This is a genomic window from Methylobacterium sp. CCH5-D2, from assembly GCF_001556475.1.
Taxonomy (GTDB): domain Bacteria; phylum Pseudomonadota; class Alphaproteobacteria; order Rhizobiales; family Beijerinckiaceae; genus Methylobacterium; species Methylobacterium hispanicum.
On sequence record NZ_LSIX01000486.1, the window covers coordinates 1 to 13,324 of the forward strand.

At 71.9% G+C, this 13,324-nt stretch carries 12 protein-coding genes; 9 read left to right on the forward strand and 3 right to left on the reverse strand.

Annotated features, from left to right (window positions below; translation table 11 throughout):
* A partial coding sequence (locus AX737_RS12335) for a LysR substrate-binding domain-containing protein (protein WP_156453676.1) occupies positions 1–605 on the reverse strand: 605 nt, incomplete at its 3' end.
* 104 nt (positions 606–709) lie between these two features.
* On the opposite strand from AX737_RS12335, the gene AX737_RS12340 reads away from it, so the two are divergent.
* Together AX737_RS12340 and AX737_RS12345 are read left to right on the forward strand one after the other, a co-directional pair.
* Complete coding sequence (locus AX737_RS12340; protein WP_066921712.1) at positions 710–2,020, forward strand: MFS transporter; 1,311 nt, start codon at positions 710–712, stop codon at positions 2,018–2,020.
* Positions 2,021–2,223: 203 nt separating this feature from the next.
* On the forward strand, positions 2,224–3,717 hold the full coding sequence (locus tag AX737_RS12345; protein ID WP_156453677.1) for a GGDEF domain-containing protein: 1,494 nt from the start codon (positions 2,224–2,226) through the stop codon (positions 3,715–3,717).
* Between the two features lie 67 nt (positions 3,718–3,784).
* Here AX737_RS12345 and AX737_RS12350 read toward each other — a convergent pair whose 3' ends face one another.
* Positions 3,785–5,179: a M20/M25/M40 family metallo-hydrolase gene (locus tag AX737_RS12350; RefSeq protein WP_066921716.1), complete on the reverse strand. Its 1,395-nt coding sequence runs from the start codon at positions 5,177–5,179 to the stop codon at positions 3,785–3,787.
* Positions 5,180–5,437: 258 nt separating this feature from the next.
* On the opposite strand from AX737_RS12350, the gene AX737_RS12355 reads away from it, so the two are divergent.
* The 3 genes from AX737_RS12355 to AX737_RS12365 are packed head-to-tail and all read left to right on the forward strand — an operon-like array spanning position 5,438 to position 9,241.
* The gene (locus tag AX737_RS12355; protein WP_066921718.1) at positions 5,438–5,968 is read left to right on the forward strand and encodes a (2Fe-2S)-binding protein; all 531 of its coding nucleotides are present in this window, start codon (positions 5,438–5,440) and stop codon (positions 5,966–5,968) included.
* The gene (locus tag AX737_RS12360; protein ID WP_066921719.1) at positions 5,965–6,978 is read left to right on the forward strand and encodes a xanthine dehydrogenase family protein subunit M; all 1,014 of its coding nucleotides are present in this window, start codon (positions 5,965–5,967) and stop codon (positions 6,976–6,978) included. The genes AX737_RS12355 and AX737_RS12360 overlap by 4 nt, the downstream gene beginning before the upstream one ends.
* Before the next feature lie 7 nt (positions 6,979–6,985).
* A complete protein-coding gene (locus tag AX737_RS12365; protein WP_066921721.1) occupies positions 6,986–9,241 on the forward strand; it encodes a xanthine dehydrogenase family protein molybdopterin-binding subunit in 2,256 nt (751 codons plus the stop codon).
* 83 nt (positions 9,242–9,324) lie between these two features.
* On the opposite strand, the gene AX737_RS12370 is transcribed toward AX737_RS12365, so the two are convergent.
* Positions 9,325–9,726 carry a DoxX family protein gene (locus AX737_RS12370; protein ID WP_066921723.1) on the reverse strand — a complete coding sequence of 134 codons (402 nt, stop codon included), beginning with the start codon at positions 9,724–9,726 and terminating at the stop codon, positions 9,325–9,327.
* 243 nt (positions 9,727–9,969) lie between these two features.
* Between AX737_RS12370 and tsaE the strand changes: the two genes are divergently transcribed.
* The 4 genes from tsaE (at position 9,970) to AX737_RS12390 (ending at position 13,150) form a co-directional block, all read left to right on the forward strand.
* A complete protein-coding gene (tsaE, locus tag AX737_RS12375; RefSeq protein ID WP_066921725.1) occupies positions 9,970–11,535 on the forward strand; it encodes a tRNA (adenosine(37)-N6)-threonylcarbamoyltransferase complex ATPase subunit type 1 TsaE in 1,566 nt (521 codons plus the stop codon).
* Positions 11,536–11,573: 38 nt separating this feature from the next.
* Complete coding sequence (locus AX737_RS12380; RefSeq protein WP_066921727.1) at positions 11,574–12,308, forward strand: nucleotidyltransferase family protein; 735 nt, start codon at positions 11,574–11,576, stop codon at positions 12,306–12,308.
* An 83-nt stretch (positions 12,309–12,391) separates the two neighbouring features.
* Complete coding sequence (locus tag AX737_RS12385) at positions 12,392–12,682, forward strand: hypothetical protein (RefSeq protein ID WP_066921729.1); 291 nt, start codon at positions 12,392–12,394, stop codon at positions 12,680–12,682.
* Positions 12,683–13,150 (forward strand): PIN domain-containing protein, encoded by a 468-nt coding sequence (locus AX737_RS12390; RefSeq protein WP_066921731.1) that lies wholly within the window; start codon positions 12,683–12,685, stop codon positions 13,148–13,150.
* Positions 13,151–13,324: the final 174 nt, after the last annotated feature.

The window sequence follows — 13,324 nt, forward strand, 5'->3', positions numbered from 1 at the left end:
TTGCGCAGGCCGTGGCGGGTGCTCGGCAGGAGCAGGCGCTGGGTCGCCAGCGTCCGGAACGGCACCGGCTCCCCGGCGGTGAGGCCGGCATCGCCCGGGCCGATCAGGAACAGGGCCTCCTGCATCAGCGGGCGGATGCGCAGGCTGCCCGTCGCGCGCGGGTCGTAGAGCACCGCGAGGTCGATCTCGCCGCGGTTGAGGCTGTCGAGCAGGTAGCCCGTATAGGCGGCCACCAGCTGGAGCCGCACCCGCGGATGGGTCGCCGTGAAGGCCGCCACCAGCGGCACCGAGACCATGTCGGCGAGGGTCGGCGGCAGGCCGACCGCGACGTGGCCGGCGAGCTCGGCCCCCGGGCCCGAGACGCTGGCTCGCAGCTCCTCGGTCTCGGCCAGCACCCGCTTGGCGTGGCGCAGGGCCTCGCGGCCGGCCTCGGTGATGACCATGCCCCGCCCGTGCCGGTCGAACAGGCGCGCGCCGAGCTCGTCTTCCAAGAGCCGTATCTGCCGGCTCAGCGCGGGCTGTGCGATCCGCAGGCGGCCGGCAGCCTTGCTCAGGCTGCCAAGCTCGGCCACGTGCACGAGGGTGCGGAGCTGGGCGAGGTCCATGCCCGAGCTATGCCGGATCGCGATAGCTGTTCAAGCTCGATTGCTGAGGCGCGATAGCCGCGCGCTCCCTACCTTCGGGGCGTCGTCCTCGGATCCGAGCCGCCGTGAGCACCGCCCCGACCGCCCGAGCCCAGCGGGGCTTCAAAGCCCCGGCGGGCCTCGCCTCGACCGCCGTCCCCGAGGCGCGCGAGGCCGCCTGCATCGAGCCCGCCTGCATCGAGCCCGCCTGCATCGAGCCCGGCAGCGTCGCCTTCGGCCGCGCGCGGCTCGCCCTGTTCCTGGCGGGCTTCTCGACCTTCTCGCTGCTCTACGCGGTGCAGCCGCTGCTGCCGAGCTTCACCGACGAGTTCGGCGTCGGCGCCTCGCAGGCCTCGCTCGCGCTCTCGCTCGCCACCGGCTTCCTGGCCTTCTCGATCCTGTGCGCGGGCGCGGTCTCGGAGGCGGTCGGCCGGCGCGGGCTGATGTTCGCCTCGATGGCGGGCGGCGCGCTGCTCCATCTCGGCAGCGCCCTCGCACCGAGCTGGCACGCGATCCTCGTGCTGAGGGCGCTGGAGGGCTTCGTGCTCGGCGGCGTCCCGGCGGTGGCGATGGCCTACCTCGCCGAGGAGATCCACCCGCGGGCGCTCGGCGCCACGATGGGCCTCTACGTCGGCGGCACGGCCTTCGGCGGCATGATGGGCCGGCTCGGCATGGGCGCGCTCACCGAGTTCACGACCTGGCGCACCGCCATGGGGGTGCTGGGCCTCCTCGACCTCGCGGCGGCTCTCGGCTTCCTGCTGCTGCTGCCGCCGTCGCGCAACTTCGCCCGGCGCCGGGGCGTCAACGCCGCCTACCACATCGGCGCCTGGGCCGGGCACCTCAGGAACCGCGGCCTGCCGCTCCTCTTCCTCACCGGCTTCCTGGGCCTCGGCGTCTTCGTCGGGACCTTCAACTACCTGACCTTCCGCCTGAGCGCGGCGCCCTTCTCCCTGAGCCAGGGGCAGATCAGCCTGGTCTTCGCGGTCTTCCTCTGCGGCGTCTTCGCCTCCTCGGCGGCGGGCGCGCTCGCCGACCGGCTCGGGCGGGGCCCCGTGCTGACCGCGGGCGTGCTGATCATGGGCGCGGGCGTGGCGCTGACCCTGCTGCCCGCGCTGCCCGGCATCATCGCGGGCGTGGTGGGCGTCACGGTCGGCTTCTTCGTGGTGCACGCCGTGGCGAGCGGCTGGGTCGGCCGGATGGCCCGCGGCGCCAAGGGGCACGCCGCCTCGCTCTACCTGCTAGCCTACTATCTCGGCTCCAGCTGCCTCGGCTCGGCCGGCGGCCTGTTCTGGACCCATGGCGGCTGGCCGGCGGTGGTCGCCTTCAACGCGGCGCTGCTGGGCCTCGCCCTCGCGGTGGCCGGGCTGCTGTGGCGCGGCGAGCGGCGGGCCGCCTGACGGCTCCGGACGAACCGTCCCGGGCCGGTTGGGGCGCCTCCCGAGCCCGTCCCGAACGGGCGCGGCCAGTATCACGCGAGCATCCCACGAGCACCCGGCGCGTAGGACGCGAGCAGCGCGGGGCCGGTCCGCGCCGACCCGACTTCGCGGGAGTCCGGCGTTGTTCGGCACCTTTTGGCAAGGCTTGCGGAGGATACTGCGCAGTGCCCGCACGGGCATCGCCTGAACTCCCGGTCTACCTTTCGACGATGACGCATGCCGCGCCGCCCTCCGGCGATCTCGAGGCCGAGCTGTTCGAACTCGCGCCGGTATCGCTCTGGCTGCAGGACCTGAGCGCCCTCAAGGCCCGCCTGGACGCGTGGGGCGCGGCCGGCATGAGCGACCTGCGCGCCTGGCTGCGCCATCCCGAGCACCTGCTGGCCGTGCAGATGCTGATCCGGGTCGAGCGGGTGAACCGCCACACGCTCCGGCTCTACGAGGCCCGCGACGCGGCGGAGCTGTTCGCCCACATCCCGGCGATCTTCGACGACCCGCACGCCACCGCCCTGGTCGAGGTGCTCTGCCAGCTCTGGGCGGGGGCGACGCAGGCCCGGCTCGTCACCCGCAACCGCACCATCGGCGGCCGCGTCCTCGACGTGAGCTACGCGGGCCGGATGCTGCCGGGCCACGAGGACGACTGGGCCCGCTTCCTGATCTCGGTCGAGGACATCACGCCGCGCGAGGAGCTGCGCCGCCGCGAGGACGCCCTCGCGCGCTTCGCCGCGAGCCTGTTCGAGCGCTCGCCCGTGCCGACGCTGGTGCGCGACGAATCCGGCCTCGCCGCGATGCTGGCGCGCTTGCGCGCGGCCGGCGTGCAGGATCTCGCCGCCCACATGGACGCGCATCCGGACTGGGCGGAGGCGGCGCGCGCGAGCCTCGTCGTCGTCGGCGCGAACGCGCCCGCGCTCGCCCTGTTCGGGGCGGCGGACAGCAGCGCGCTTGCCCACCACGTGGCGGTCGGCCTCGGCGCGGAGGCGCGGCGGGTCTTCGCCGCGGAGGCGCTGGCCCTCTGGGCCGGGACGGGCCACGGCGCCCGCGACGTCCTGTTCCGGCGCATCGACGGGAGCGCGCTCCATCTCAAGGCGCAGTACGCCGCGCTGCCGGACCAGGGCGACGGGCGCCGCCTCGTCCAGATCGCGCTTACCGACATCGGCGAGAACAAGCGCGCCGAGGCGCGTCTGGAGACCCTGAGCCTCACCGATTCCCTCACGGGCCTGCTCAACCGTGCGGCCTACGCGGCGCATCTGGCGCGTCTGGAGGCGGCGCGCGTCGTGCCGACCTCGGTGATCGTCGCCGACCTGAACGGGCTCAAGGCCGTCAACGACCGCCGCGGCCACGATGCCGGCGACCGGCTGATCCGCCGCTTCGGCCGCGTCCTGGCGGAGCGCGTCCCGGCCTCGGCCCATGCGGCCCGGATCGGCGGCGACGAGTTCGCGATCCTGCTGCCGGGTACCGGCCCGGACGGCGCCGCCGCGCTGGCCCTGCGGATCGCCGAGGGCGTCGAGCGGGCGAACGACGGCGCCGGCACCCTGCTCGGCGTCTCGCTCGGGATCGGCACCTGGACCGGCGAGGGACCGCTGAAGGCCGCGGTCACCCGGGCCGACGCGCGGATGTACGCGGCCAAGCGCGGCCGCCGCGGGCGGGTGCGGGTGGCCTGACAGGAAGCCGGCACGGCTCTTCGACCGGTCGGCCGCGCGCCTTCTTCCGCCACCGAGCCGCGCCGCGTCAGCCCCGCCCGGCCTCGCCGAAGGCCTGGAGGATGCGCGCCCAGGAGCGCGTGCCCTTGTGGAAGCTGCGCAGATCGTACTTCTCGTTCGGCGAGTGGATGCGGTCGTCGTCGAGCGCGAAGCCGATCAGCAGGGTGTTGAGCCCGAGGATCCGCTTGAAGTCGCCCACGATCGGGATCGAGCCGCCCGCGCCCACCGTCACGGCCTGCGCGCCCCACTCCTCCGCGAGCGCCGTCTTGGCGAGGCCGAGTTCGGGCATGTCGAAGGGCAGGCTCACCGCGCGCGAGCCCTTGTAGGTGATCACCTCGACCCGGCAGTCGGCCGGCACGCGCTCCCGCACGAAGGCCTCGAAGTTGCGCGCGAGCGCCCCCGGATCCTGGTCGTCCACGAGGCGGAACGAGACCTTGGCGGAGGCCTCGCTGGCGATCACCGTCTTGGTGCCCTCGCCCGTGTAGCCGCCGATGATGCCGTTGACGTCGCAGGCGGGCCGCGACTGGATCAGCTCGATCGGCATGCGCCCGCGCTCGCCGGCCGGCTCCTTCAGGCCGATGGCGCCCAGGAATTTCTCCGGCGTCAGGCCGAGGCCGCGCCACTGCTCGATCACCTCGGGCGGGCGCTCGTGCACGCCCTCGTAGAAGCCCGGAACCGCGACGCGCCCGTCCGCGTCGTGCAGGTCGGCCAGGATCCTGGCCAGCACGTGGATCGGGTTGCGCGCCGCGCCCCCGAAGAATCCCGAATGCAGGTCGCGGTCGGCGCAGGTGACCTTCACCTCGAAGTAGCACAGGCCCCGCAGCGAGGTGGTGATGGCAGGGATACCCACGTCCCACATCGCCGTGTCGCAGACCAGGACCACGTCGGCCCCGAGCTTGTCCTTGTTGCGCTCGACCCATTCGGGCACGCCCTGCGACCCGTTCTCCTCGGCGCCCTCGACCAGGATGGTGACGCCGCAGGGCAGCTCGCCGGCCATGGCGATGTGGGCCCGGCAGGCCTCCACGAAGGTCATCACCTGGCCCTTGTCGTCCGAGGCGCCGCGCCCGACGATGCGGCGCTGCCCGTCCGCGCCCTCGCTGATGCGCGGCTCGAAGGGCGGGCTCTCCCAGAGGTTCAGCGGATCGACCGGCTGCACGTCGTAGTGCCCGTAGAACAGCACGTGCGGCGTGCCGGGCTTCGGCCGGTGGGCCAGCACCACCGGGTGCAGGCTGGTCTCGTGCACGCCGGTCGCGAAGCCGAGCGCGGTGAGGTCGGCGGCGAGCCAGTCGGCGGCCTCGCGGCACGCGGCGGCGTAGGCCGGGTCGGTCGAGATCGACGGGATCCTGAGGAACCGGAACAGGCGCTCCAGCGCGTTGTCGAGGTCCTTGTCGATGTCGTTCAGGATCGCGTCGAGCGCCGCCATGGGCCTGTCTCCGGCTGAGGGGATCTGCCCCCAGGGTTAGCCGATGCGCTGCCTGAACGGAACGGCCGGCCGCCCCGCCGTGGGCCGGCCCAGCGAGCCGTTTTGGAACAGGGACAATCTGGAATTGTTGTGAGGTGAGACCGGGCGCCCGACGCCCGGACAACCCGTCCGCGCGCGCCGATGCGCGGTGCCGCAGCGGACGGAACGCCTTCTTCTCAGGCCGCGCCCCGGCCCGCCTCATCGTTCTCGCGAGGTCCCATGCTCATCGAAAGCGGTTCGCCCGTCGCGGCGGACACGAAGGTCGGCATCAGCCTGACCATCAACGGCCAGCAGCGCGACCTCCAGGTCGCGCCCTGGACCACCCTGCTCGACCTGCTGCGCGAGCATCTCGATCTCACCGGCACCAAGAAGGGCTGCGACCACGGCCAGTGCGGCGCCTGCACGGTCTTGGTGAACGGCACGCGGGTGAATTCCTGCCTGACGCTCGCGGTGATGAAGGACGGGGCCGAGATCACCACCGTCGAGGGCCTCGCCGGCCTGGCCAACGGGGGCGCGGGCACGAACGGGCTGCACCCGATCCAGGAAGCCTTCATCGAGCACGATGCCTTCCAGTGCGGCTACTGCACGCCGGGCCAGCTCTGCTCCTCCGTCGGCATGATGAACGAGGGCCACGCCCAGTCCCGCGACGAGATCCGCGAGGCGATGAGCGGCAACATCTGCCGCTGCGGCGCCTACACCAACATCGTCGACGCGATCGAGGACGTCATGGCCCAGGGAGGCGCCCGATGAACCGCTTCGACTACGTCCGCGCCGGCACGGTGGCCGAGGCGGTGCAGGCTTTCGCGGGCGCGGACAGCGCGCGCTTCATCGCGGGCGGCACCAACCTCATCGACCTGATGAAGTACGACGTCGAGCGGCCCGGCCGGCTCATCGACATCACTCGCCTGCCGCTCGGCGAGATCGCCGAGCACGACGGCGGCCTGCGGATCGGCGCGCTCGCCACCAACGCCACCGTGGCCTACGACGACCGGGTTCGCGCGCGCTACCCGCTGCTCGCCGACGCGATCCTGGCCGGCGCCTCCGCGCAGCTGCGCAACGCCGCCTCGACCGGCGGCAACCTCCTGCAGCGCACCCGCTGCTACTACTTCTACGACACGGCCACGCCCTGTAATAAGCGCCAGCCCGGCTCCGGCTGCCCGGCGATCGGCGGGGTGAACCGCATCCACGCGATCTTCGGCACGAGCGAGCACTGCATCGCCACGCACCCCTCCGACATGTGCGTGGCCTTGGCCGCCCTGGAGGCCACGGTGCAGGTGAGCGGGCCGGAGGGCGAGCGCAGCATCCCCTTCGCCGAGTTCCACCGCCTGCCGGGCGATGCGCCGGAGAAGGACACCAACCTGAGGCCCGGCGAGATCATCGTCTCGGTCGATCTGCCCGATCAGGACTTCTCGCGCCACTACACCTACCTGAAGCTGCGCGACCGGCTCTCCTACGCCTTCGCGCTGGTCTCGGTCGCGGCCGCCCTCGAGCTCGACGGCGACGCCGTGAAGACCGCCCGCCTCGCGCTCGGCGGCGTCGCGCACAAGCCCTGGCGCAACACGGAGGCCGAGGCGCTTCTCCAGGGCAAGCCCGCCACCCGCGAGAGCTTCCAGGCGGCCGCCGACCTCATCGTCGCCGAGGCCAAGCCCCAACAGGGCAACGCCTTCAAGGTGGAACTCGCGCGGCGCGCCATCGTGCGGGGCCTGGAACAGGCCGCCGCCGGCACGCCCCAGTCCGTCACCGACAAGCGCATCCAGTGAGCCGCCGATGACCCAGACCTTCTCCTCCACCGGGCGCGACAGCTTCGTCGGCACGCCCCGCAGCCGCATCGACGGCCCCGCCAAGGTGACGGGACTCGCCAAGTACGCGGGCGAGTTCTCGGCACCCGACCTCCTGCACGGCTACGTCGTGTCGGGCATCGTCGCCAAGGGCCGGATCCGGAGCATCGACACGAGCGCGGCGGAGGCCGTGCCCGGCGTCGTCAAGGTGCTGACCCACGAGAACCGGCCGCGCACCGCCTGGCTCAACTACAATTACCAGGATCAGGTCGCCCCTCCCGGCGCACCCTTCCGCGCCCTCTACGACGACAAGATCCTGTACAGCGGCCAGCCGGTGGCGCTGGTGGTGGCCGAGGATTTCGACACCGCGCGCCACGCCGCGACGCTCGTCAAGGTGGATTACGAGGCGGAGGCGCCGAGCGTCGATCTGACGAAGGTCGGAGACTTCGCCTACGACCCGCCGATGAAGCGCAACGGCATCAAGCCGCCGCCGAAGCCCTGGGGCGACGCGGACGCGGTCTTCGACACCGCTGCCGTGAAGGTGCGCGAGCAGTACACGCTCGCCACCGAGCACCACAACCCGATGGAGCCGCACGCCTCGACCGTCATCGTCGAGGAGGACGGCACCTACACGGTCTACGACAAGATCCAGGGCGTCTCGAACAGCCAGGGCTACCTCGCCAACGTCTTCGGCCTGAAGAAGGACGAGGTGCGGGTGCTGAACCCCTATCTCGGCGGCGGCTTCGGCTCGGGCCTGCGCCCACAGTATCAGCTCTTCCTGGCGATGCTGGCCGCGCGCGACCTCGGGCGCTCGGTGCGGGTGGCGCTGACCCGCGACCAGATGTGGACCTTCAGCTTCCGCCCCGAGGCGATCCAGACGATCAGCCTCGGCGCCGACCGGGACGGCACGCTCCAGGCGCTGCGCCATGACGCGCTGGCGCCGACCTCGCAGTTCGAGGACTACCAGGAGGTCGTCGTCAACTGGTCGGGCATCCTCTACAAGTGCGACAACGTCGCGCTGACCTACAAGCTCGCCAAGCTCGACACCTTCACCCCCGCCGACATGCGCGCGCCCGGCGCCGTCACCGGCGTCTTCGCCATCGAGACGGCGATGGACGAGCTGGCCTACGCCACCGGCCAGGACCCGATCCAGCTCCGGCTGAAGAACTACACGCAGCGCGACCAGACCCAGGAGGACAAGCCCTTCGGCTCCAAGGAGCTGAGGGCCTGCTTCGAGCAGGGCGCCGAGCGCTTCGGCTGGGCGAAGCGCGACCCGGAGCCGCGCTCCATGCGCGAGGGCCGGGAACTCGTCGGCTGGGGTGTGGCGACCGGCATCTGGGAATCGATGATGATGCAGACGAGCGCCCACGCGATCCTCACCGCGGACGGCCGGCTCGAGGTCGGCAACTCGACGGGCGACATCGGCACCGGCACCTATACGATCCTCACCCAGATCGCCGCCGACACGCTCGGCCTGCCGATGGAGGCGGTGACGACGAAGCTCGGCGACACGCGGCTTCCCGAGGCGCCGATCGCGGGCGGCTCGTGGACGGCGGCCTCCTCCGGCACCGCCGTGATGAAGGCCTGCCGGGACGTCGGCGAGCAGGTCTTCCGGCTGGCGCGCCAGATGGACGATTCACCGCTCGCCAACGTCGATTTCGAGCGCGTCGCCTTCGCGGACGGCCATATCGTGGTCGCGGACGACGCGACCCGCCGCGTCGCGCTGGTGGACGTGATGCGCGCGGCCGGCGTCGAGCGGCTGGAGGCGACCGGGCAGGCCGCGCCCGACAAGGACTTCAACAGCCAGTACGAGGCCTACACCCACTCGGCGATCTTCGCGGAGGTGAAGATCGACGAGGAGCTGGGGCAGGTGCGCCTGACCCGGATCGTCTCGGCGATCGCGGCCGGCAAGATCCTCAACCCCAAGACCGCGCGCAGCCAGATCCTCGGCGGCGTGGTGATGGGCATCGGCGCGGCGCTGGAGGAGGAGTCCCTGATGGACACCACGCTCGGCCGGTTCATGAACCACAATCTCGGCGAGTACCACGTGCCGGTGAACGCCGACATCCACGACATCCAGGTGATCTTCGTGGACGAGGAGGACCGGGCGAACCCGCTCGGCGTGAAGGGGCTCGGCGAGATCGGCACCGTCGGCACCGCGGCGGCCATCGCCAACGCGGTCTTCCACGCCACCGGCAAGCGCATCCGCCACCTGCCGATCACGGTCGACAAGATCATCGGGTGAGCGGGGACACCTGCGCGATTCTCCCTCCCCCGCAGAGGGGGGAGGGGGATGCGCGGTATCCGAGGGGATCGAACGAAGCCGGCTCAGACCCGCGGGCGACGCCCGTCGAGGCTCAGCGCCCCTGGGCCGGCGGTGACGAGGTAGAGAAAGATGAAGCAGAACAGGATCGCGGCGTCGCCCCCGTTGATCGCCGGGTAGAAGCCGCGCGGCGCGTGGAACAGGAAGTAGGCCACCGCCATCTGGCCGGAGGCCAGGAAGGCCGCCGGACGGGTGAACAGGCCGAGCGCGATCAGCGCGCCGGTCGCGATCTCGATCACCCCGCCGATGCCGCGCAGCGAGAGCAGCTCGGGCGCGGGCCCGTTGGAGGGCGGGAAGCCGAACAGCTTCTGCGTGCCGTGCGCCAGGAACAGCAGCCCGGCCATGATCCGCAGGGCGGCGAGCGCGTAGGGCGCCAGGGGGGACAGGCGCGCGAACAGGGCATCCATCGGGACGGGTCTCCGTGACGAGTGCCGGGGCGGTTCCGCGTAAAGCACCGCACTGTCAAGCTGGGAGGTTGCGGCACGGCCGGGAACGCGCGGCGGCGGGGCGCGATGATCGATTAACGATCCTCGGCTACGACTCCTGCCTATATGGAGAGCGCCCACGATGCGCGGCCGTCGGACGATCGGAGCATCGCGGCCGTGTCCGGGGCCCGGCACGGGGCGCGCGGGGACCGCGGAGGAGCGGGTTTGGACCAGGACGATCCGACTGCGCACGAGGCGCCCGACGAGGGCCAGAAGCCCTGGGAGATCGTGCTGCCCGAGGAGGGCGCCACCGAGGATCTCGGCCTGTTCCTCGCCGAGTTCCTGCTGCCGGGCGACGTCGTCGCCCTCTCCGGCGGGCTCGGCGGCGGCAAGACCACGCTCGCGCGCGCCGTCATCCGGGAACTGACCGGCGACCCGGACCTCGAGGTGCCGAGCCCGACCTTCACGCTGGTCCAGCCCTATACGGGCCGGGACGGGCGCATGATCGTGCACGCCGACCTCTACCGCCTGCGCGGCGCCGACGAGCTGGTCGAGATCGGCTTCGACGAGATGACCGAGGCGGCCATCACGCTGGTCGAGTGGCCCGAGCAGCTGCCGACCCGCGCCGGCCCCGTGCTCACCGTCGATCTCTCGCTCCGGCCCGAGTTCGGCGAGGGCTCGCGTTTCGCCCGCATCGACGGCACGGGCGGCATGCGCGACCGCATCGAGCGGGCGCGGGCCGTGCGCGGCCTGCTGGTGCGCGCCGGCTGGGATCTCGCCGAGCGCGCCCACATGCAGGGCGACGCCTCCTCGCGCGCCTACCAGCGCCTGACCAACCCGGACGGCGGCACGGCGGTGCTGATGATCTCGCCCCCGCGCGCGGACGGCCCGCCGGTGCGGGACGGCAAGCCCTACAGCGCCATCGTCAAGCTCGCCGAGAGCGTGCACGCCTTCGTGGCGATGGACCGGGCCCTTCGGGCGCTCGGCTTCTCGGCGCCGCGCATCTACGGCGAGGATCTCGACGCGGGGCTCCTGATCCTCGAGGATCTCGGCAGCGAGCCGGTGGTGGACGCCGCCGGGCCCCGGCCCGAGCGCTACGCCGAGGCGACCCGGCTGCTCGCCAAGCTCCACGCTACCGAGCTGCCGGCCGTGGTGCCGGTGGCGGCCGGCATCGAGCACCGCATCCCGGCCTACGACCTCGAGGCGCTGCTGTTCGAGACCGAGCTGATGCCCGAGTGGTACGCCCCCGGCATCCGCGGCGTCGCGCTCTCGCCTGACGCGCGGGCCGAGTTCCTCGACCTCTGGGCCGAGGCGCTGCGCGGCGCGCTTCCCGCCCGCCCGACCTGGACCCTGCGCGACTACCACTCGCCGAACCTGATCTGGCTGCCGCACCGCGAGGGGCTGGAACGCGTCGGCCTGATCGACTTCCAGGACGCGGTGATGGGCCACCCGGCCTACGACGTCGCCTCGCTGCTGCAGGACGCCCGCGTCGATGCCAGCGCCGAGTTCGAGCTGCGCCTGCTCGGCCTCTACGCCCGCGAGCGCCGCGCCCGCGAGCCGAACTTCGACGTCACGGCCTTCGCCACCGCCTACGCGCTCCTCGCCGCCCAGCGGGCGACGAAGATCCTCGGGATCTTCGCGCGCCTCGACAAGCGCGACGGCAAGCCGGGCTACCTCGCCCACCTGCCGCGCATCGAGGGCTACCTCGCGCGCAACCTCGAACACCCGGCGCTGGCGGGCTTGCGCGACTGGCACGCGCGGCACATGCCGGGCCTCCTCGCGCCGGCCTGACCCCTCACGACCGCAGACCCGCCCTCCAGGATCCTCCGATGAGCGAGCCCAGCATCACCCGCGCCTTCGTCCTCGCGGCGGGCCTCGGCAAGCGCATGCGGCCGGTCACGGCCACGACCCCGAAGCCGCTGGTCGAGGTCGCCGGCAAGGCGCTGATCGACCACGCCCTCGACCGGGCGGCGGAGGCCGGCATCGACACGGCGGTGGTCAACGTCCACTACCTCGCCGACCTCGTGGAGGGGCACGTCGCGCGGCGCGCGGACGGGCTGAGGATCCTGGTCTCCGACGAGCGCGCGGCGCTCCTCGAGACCGGCGGCGGCGTGAAGAAGGCCCTCGGCCTCGTGGGCGCGGCACCCTTCGTGGTGATGAACTCCGATTCCTTCTGGCTGGAGGGGCCGACCCCGAACCTCGCCCGCCTCATCGCGCGCTGGGACGCGGAGGCGATGGACATCCTGCTCCTCGTGGCGCCGACCGCGACGAGCCTCGGCTACGAGGGCGCGGGCGACTTCGTGATGGCAGGCGACGGGCGCCTGGAGCGGCGCGGCGAGCGGGCGGTGGCGCCCTTCATCTACGCGGGCGTCGCGATCGTGAAGCCCGAACTCTTCGCCGACACGCCGGAGGGCGCCTTCTCGCTCAACCTGCTGTTCGACCGGGCGATCGCCCGCGAGCGCCTCTACGGCCTGCGCCTCGACGGGCAATGGCTGCATGTCGGCACCCCGGAGGCGATCCAGGCCGCCGAGGAGCGCGTGAAGGCGAGCGCGCGCCACCCCTGAGGGCGCCGGCGCGATTGTGGAACGGAGCCGGAACGTCTACATTCGCTCGGCGTGCCCGATGCGGTGCCGCAAGGAGCTGCAGGATGGATGTGAAGGAAGCCATCAAGCGCGCGAAGACTTATGTCGCCGAAACTTTTTCGGACGAGGACATCATTGATGTGGGCCTCGAGGAGGTCCGCCGCGACGAGGATGGCCGCCACTGGCTGATCACGGTCGGCTTCTCGCGCGCGTCCCCGAGGCTCAGAGCGTCCAGGATCAAGGAAAACAGCATCCTCGGCTACAATCCGGACCTGCCGCGCGTCTACAAGGTCGTGACCCTGAGCAATCAGGATGGCGACATGATCTCGATCACCAACAGAGCCGTCGAGCACTAGATGGGCCGGCTGATCGCGATCGACACGAACCTTCTGGTTCTGCTGGTCGTCGGATCCGCTTCAGTGGACTTCATCGCGCGGCACAAGCGCACGAACACATTCGTCAAGGACGACTTCCAACTGCTGCGGCAGATCCTGCTCGATGCGGACGGGATCGTCTTCACTCCGCATGTTCTATCCGAGACTTCGAACCTCGTCCGCCAATTCGCGAAGCCGGGCGTCGACACCATCGTGAGCGTGCTTGGCCGTATGATCCAGCAGAGCAGGGAAATCGCCGTCGCCAGCGCCGATGCGGTTCAGCGCCCCGAATTTCGCTATCTCGGGCTGACCGATGCAGGGCTGCCGAGCATCGATGCGGACGACGTCGCGCTTCTGACGGACGATTTCGACTTGTACCGGGCGAGCCTCGCGGCAGGCCGCAAGCCCATCAACTTCTCGCACGCGCGCGAGAGCTGGCTCGGTCTCTAGATCGGCGTATCCATGTCCGAGTCCCACATCTTCACCATCGGCCGCGGCGCTCCGTTCCTGCCGACGCTCGCGGACGCGCTGCTCGACGGGCGGCTCGTCGGCGATCTGGGCGCCGACCCGCTGGCGCTGGCGGGCGTGACGCTGTTCCTGCCGACCCGGCGGGCGGCCCGGGGC

Coding starts and splice junctions, on each gene's coding strand:
- AX737_RS12350 (WP_066921716.1), bottom strand. CDS start 5,179: ATGGCGGCGCTCGACGCGATCCTGAACGACATCGACAAGGACCTCGAC.
- AX737_RS12355 (WP_066921718.1), top strand. CDS start 5,438: ATGCTCATCGAAAGCGGTTCGCCCGTCGCGGCGGACACGAAGGTCGGC.
- AX737_RS12360 (WP_066921719.1), top strand. CDS start 5,965: ATGAACCGCTTCGACTACGTCCGCGCCGGCACGGTGGCCGAGGCGGTG.
- AX737_RS12365 (WP_066921721.1), top strand. CDS start 6,986: ATGACCCAGACCTTCTCCTCCACCGGGCGCGACAGCTTCGTCGGCACG.
- AX737_RS12370 (WP_066921723.1), bottom strand. CDS start 9,726: ATGGATGCCCTGTTCGCGCGCCTGTCCCCCCTGGCGCCCTACGCGCTC.
- AX737_RS12380 (WP_066921727.1), top strand. CDS start 11,574: ATGAGCGAGCCCAGCATCACCCGCGCCTTCGTCCTCGCGGCGGGCCTC.
- AX737_RS12385 (WP_066921729.1), top strand. CDS start 12,392: ATGGATGTGAAGGAAGCCATCAAGCGCGCGAAGACTTATGTCGCCGAA.
- AX737_RS12390 (WP_066921731.1), top strand. CDS start 12,683: ATGGGCCGGCTGATCGCGATCGACACGAACCTTCTGGTTCTGCTGGTC.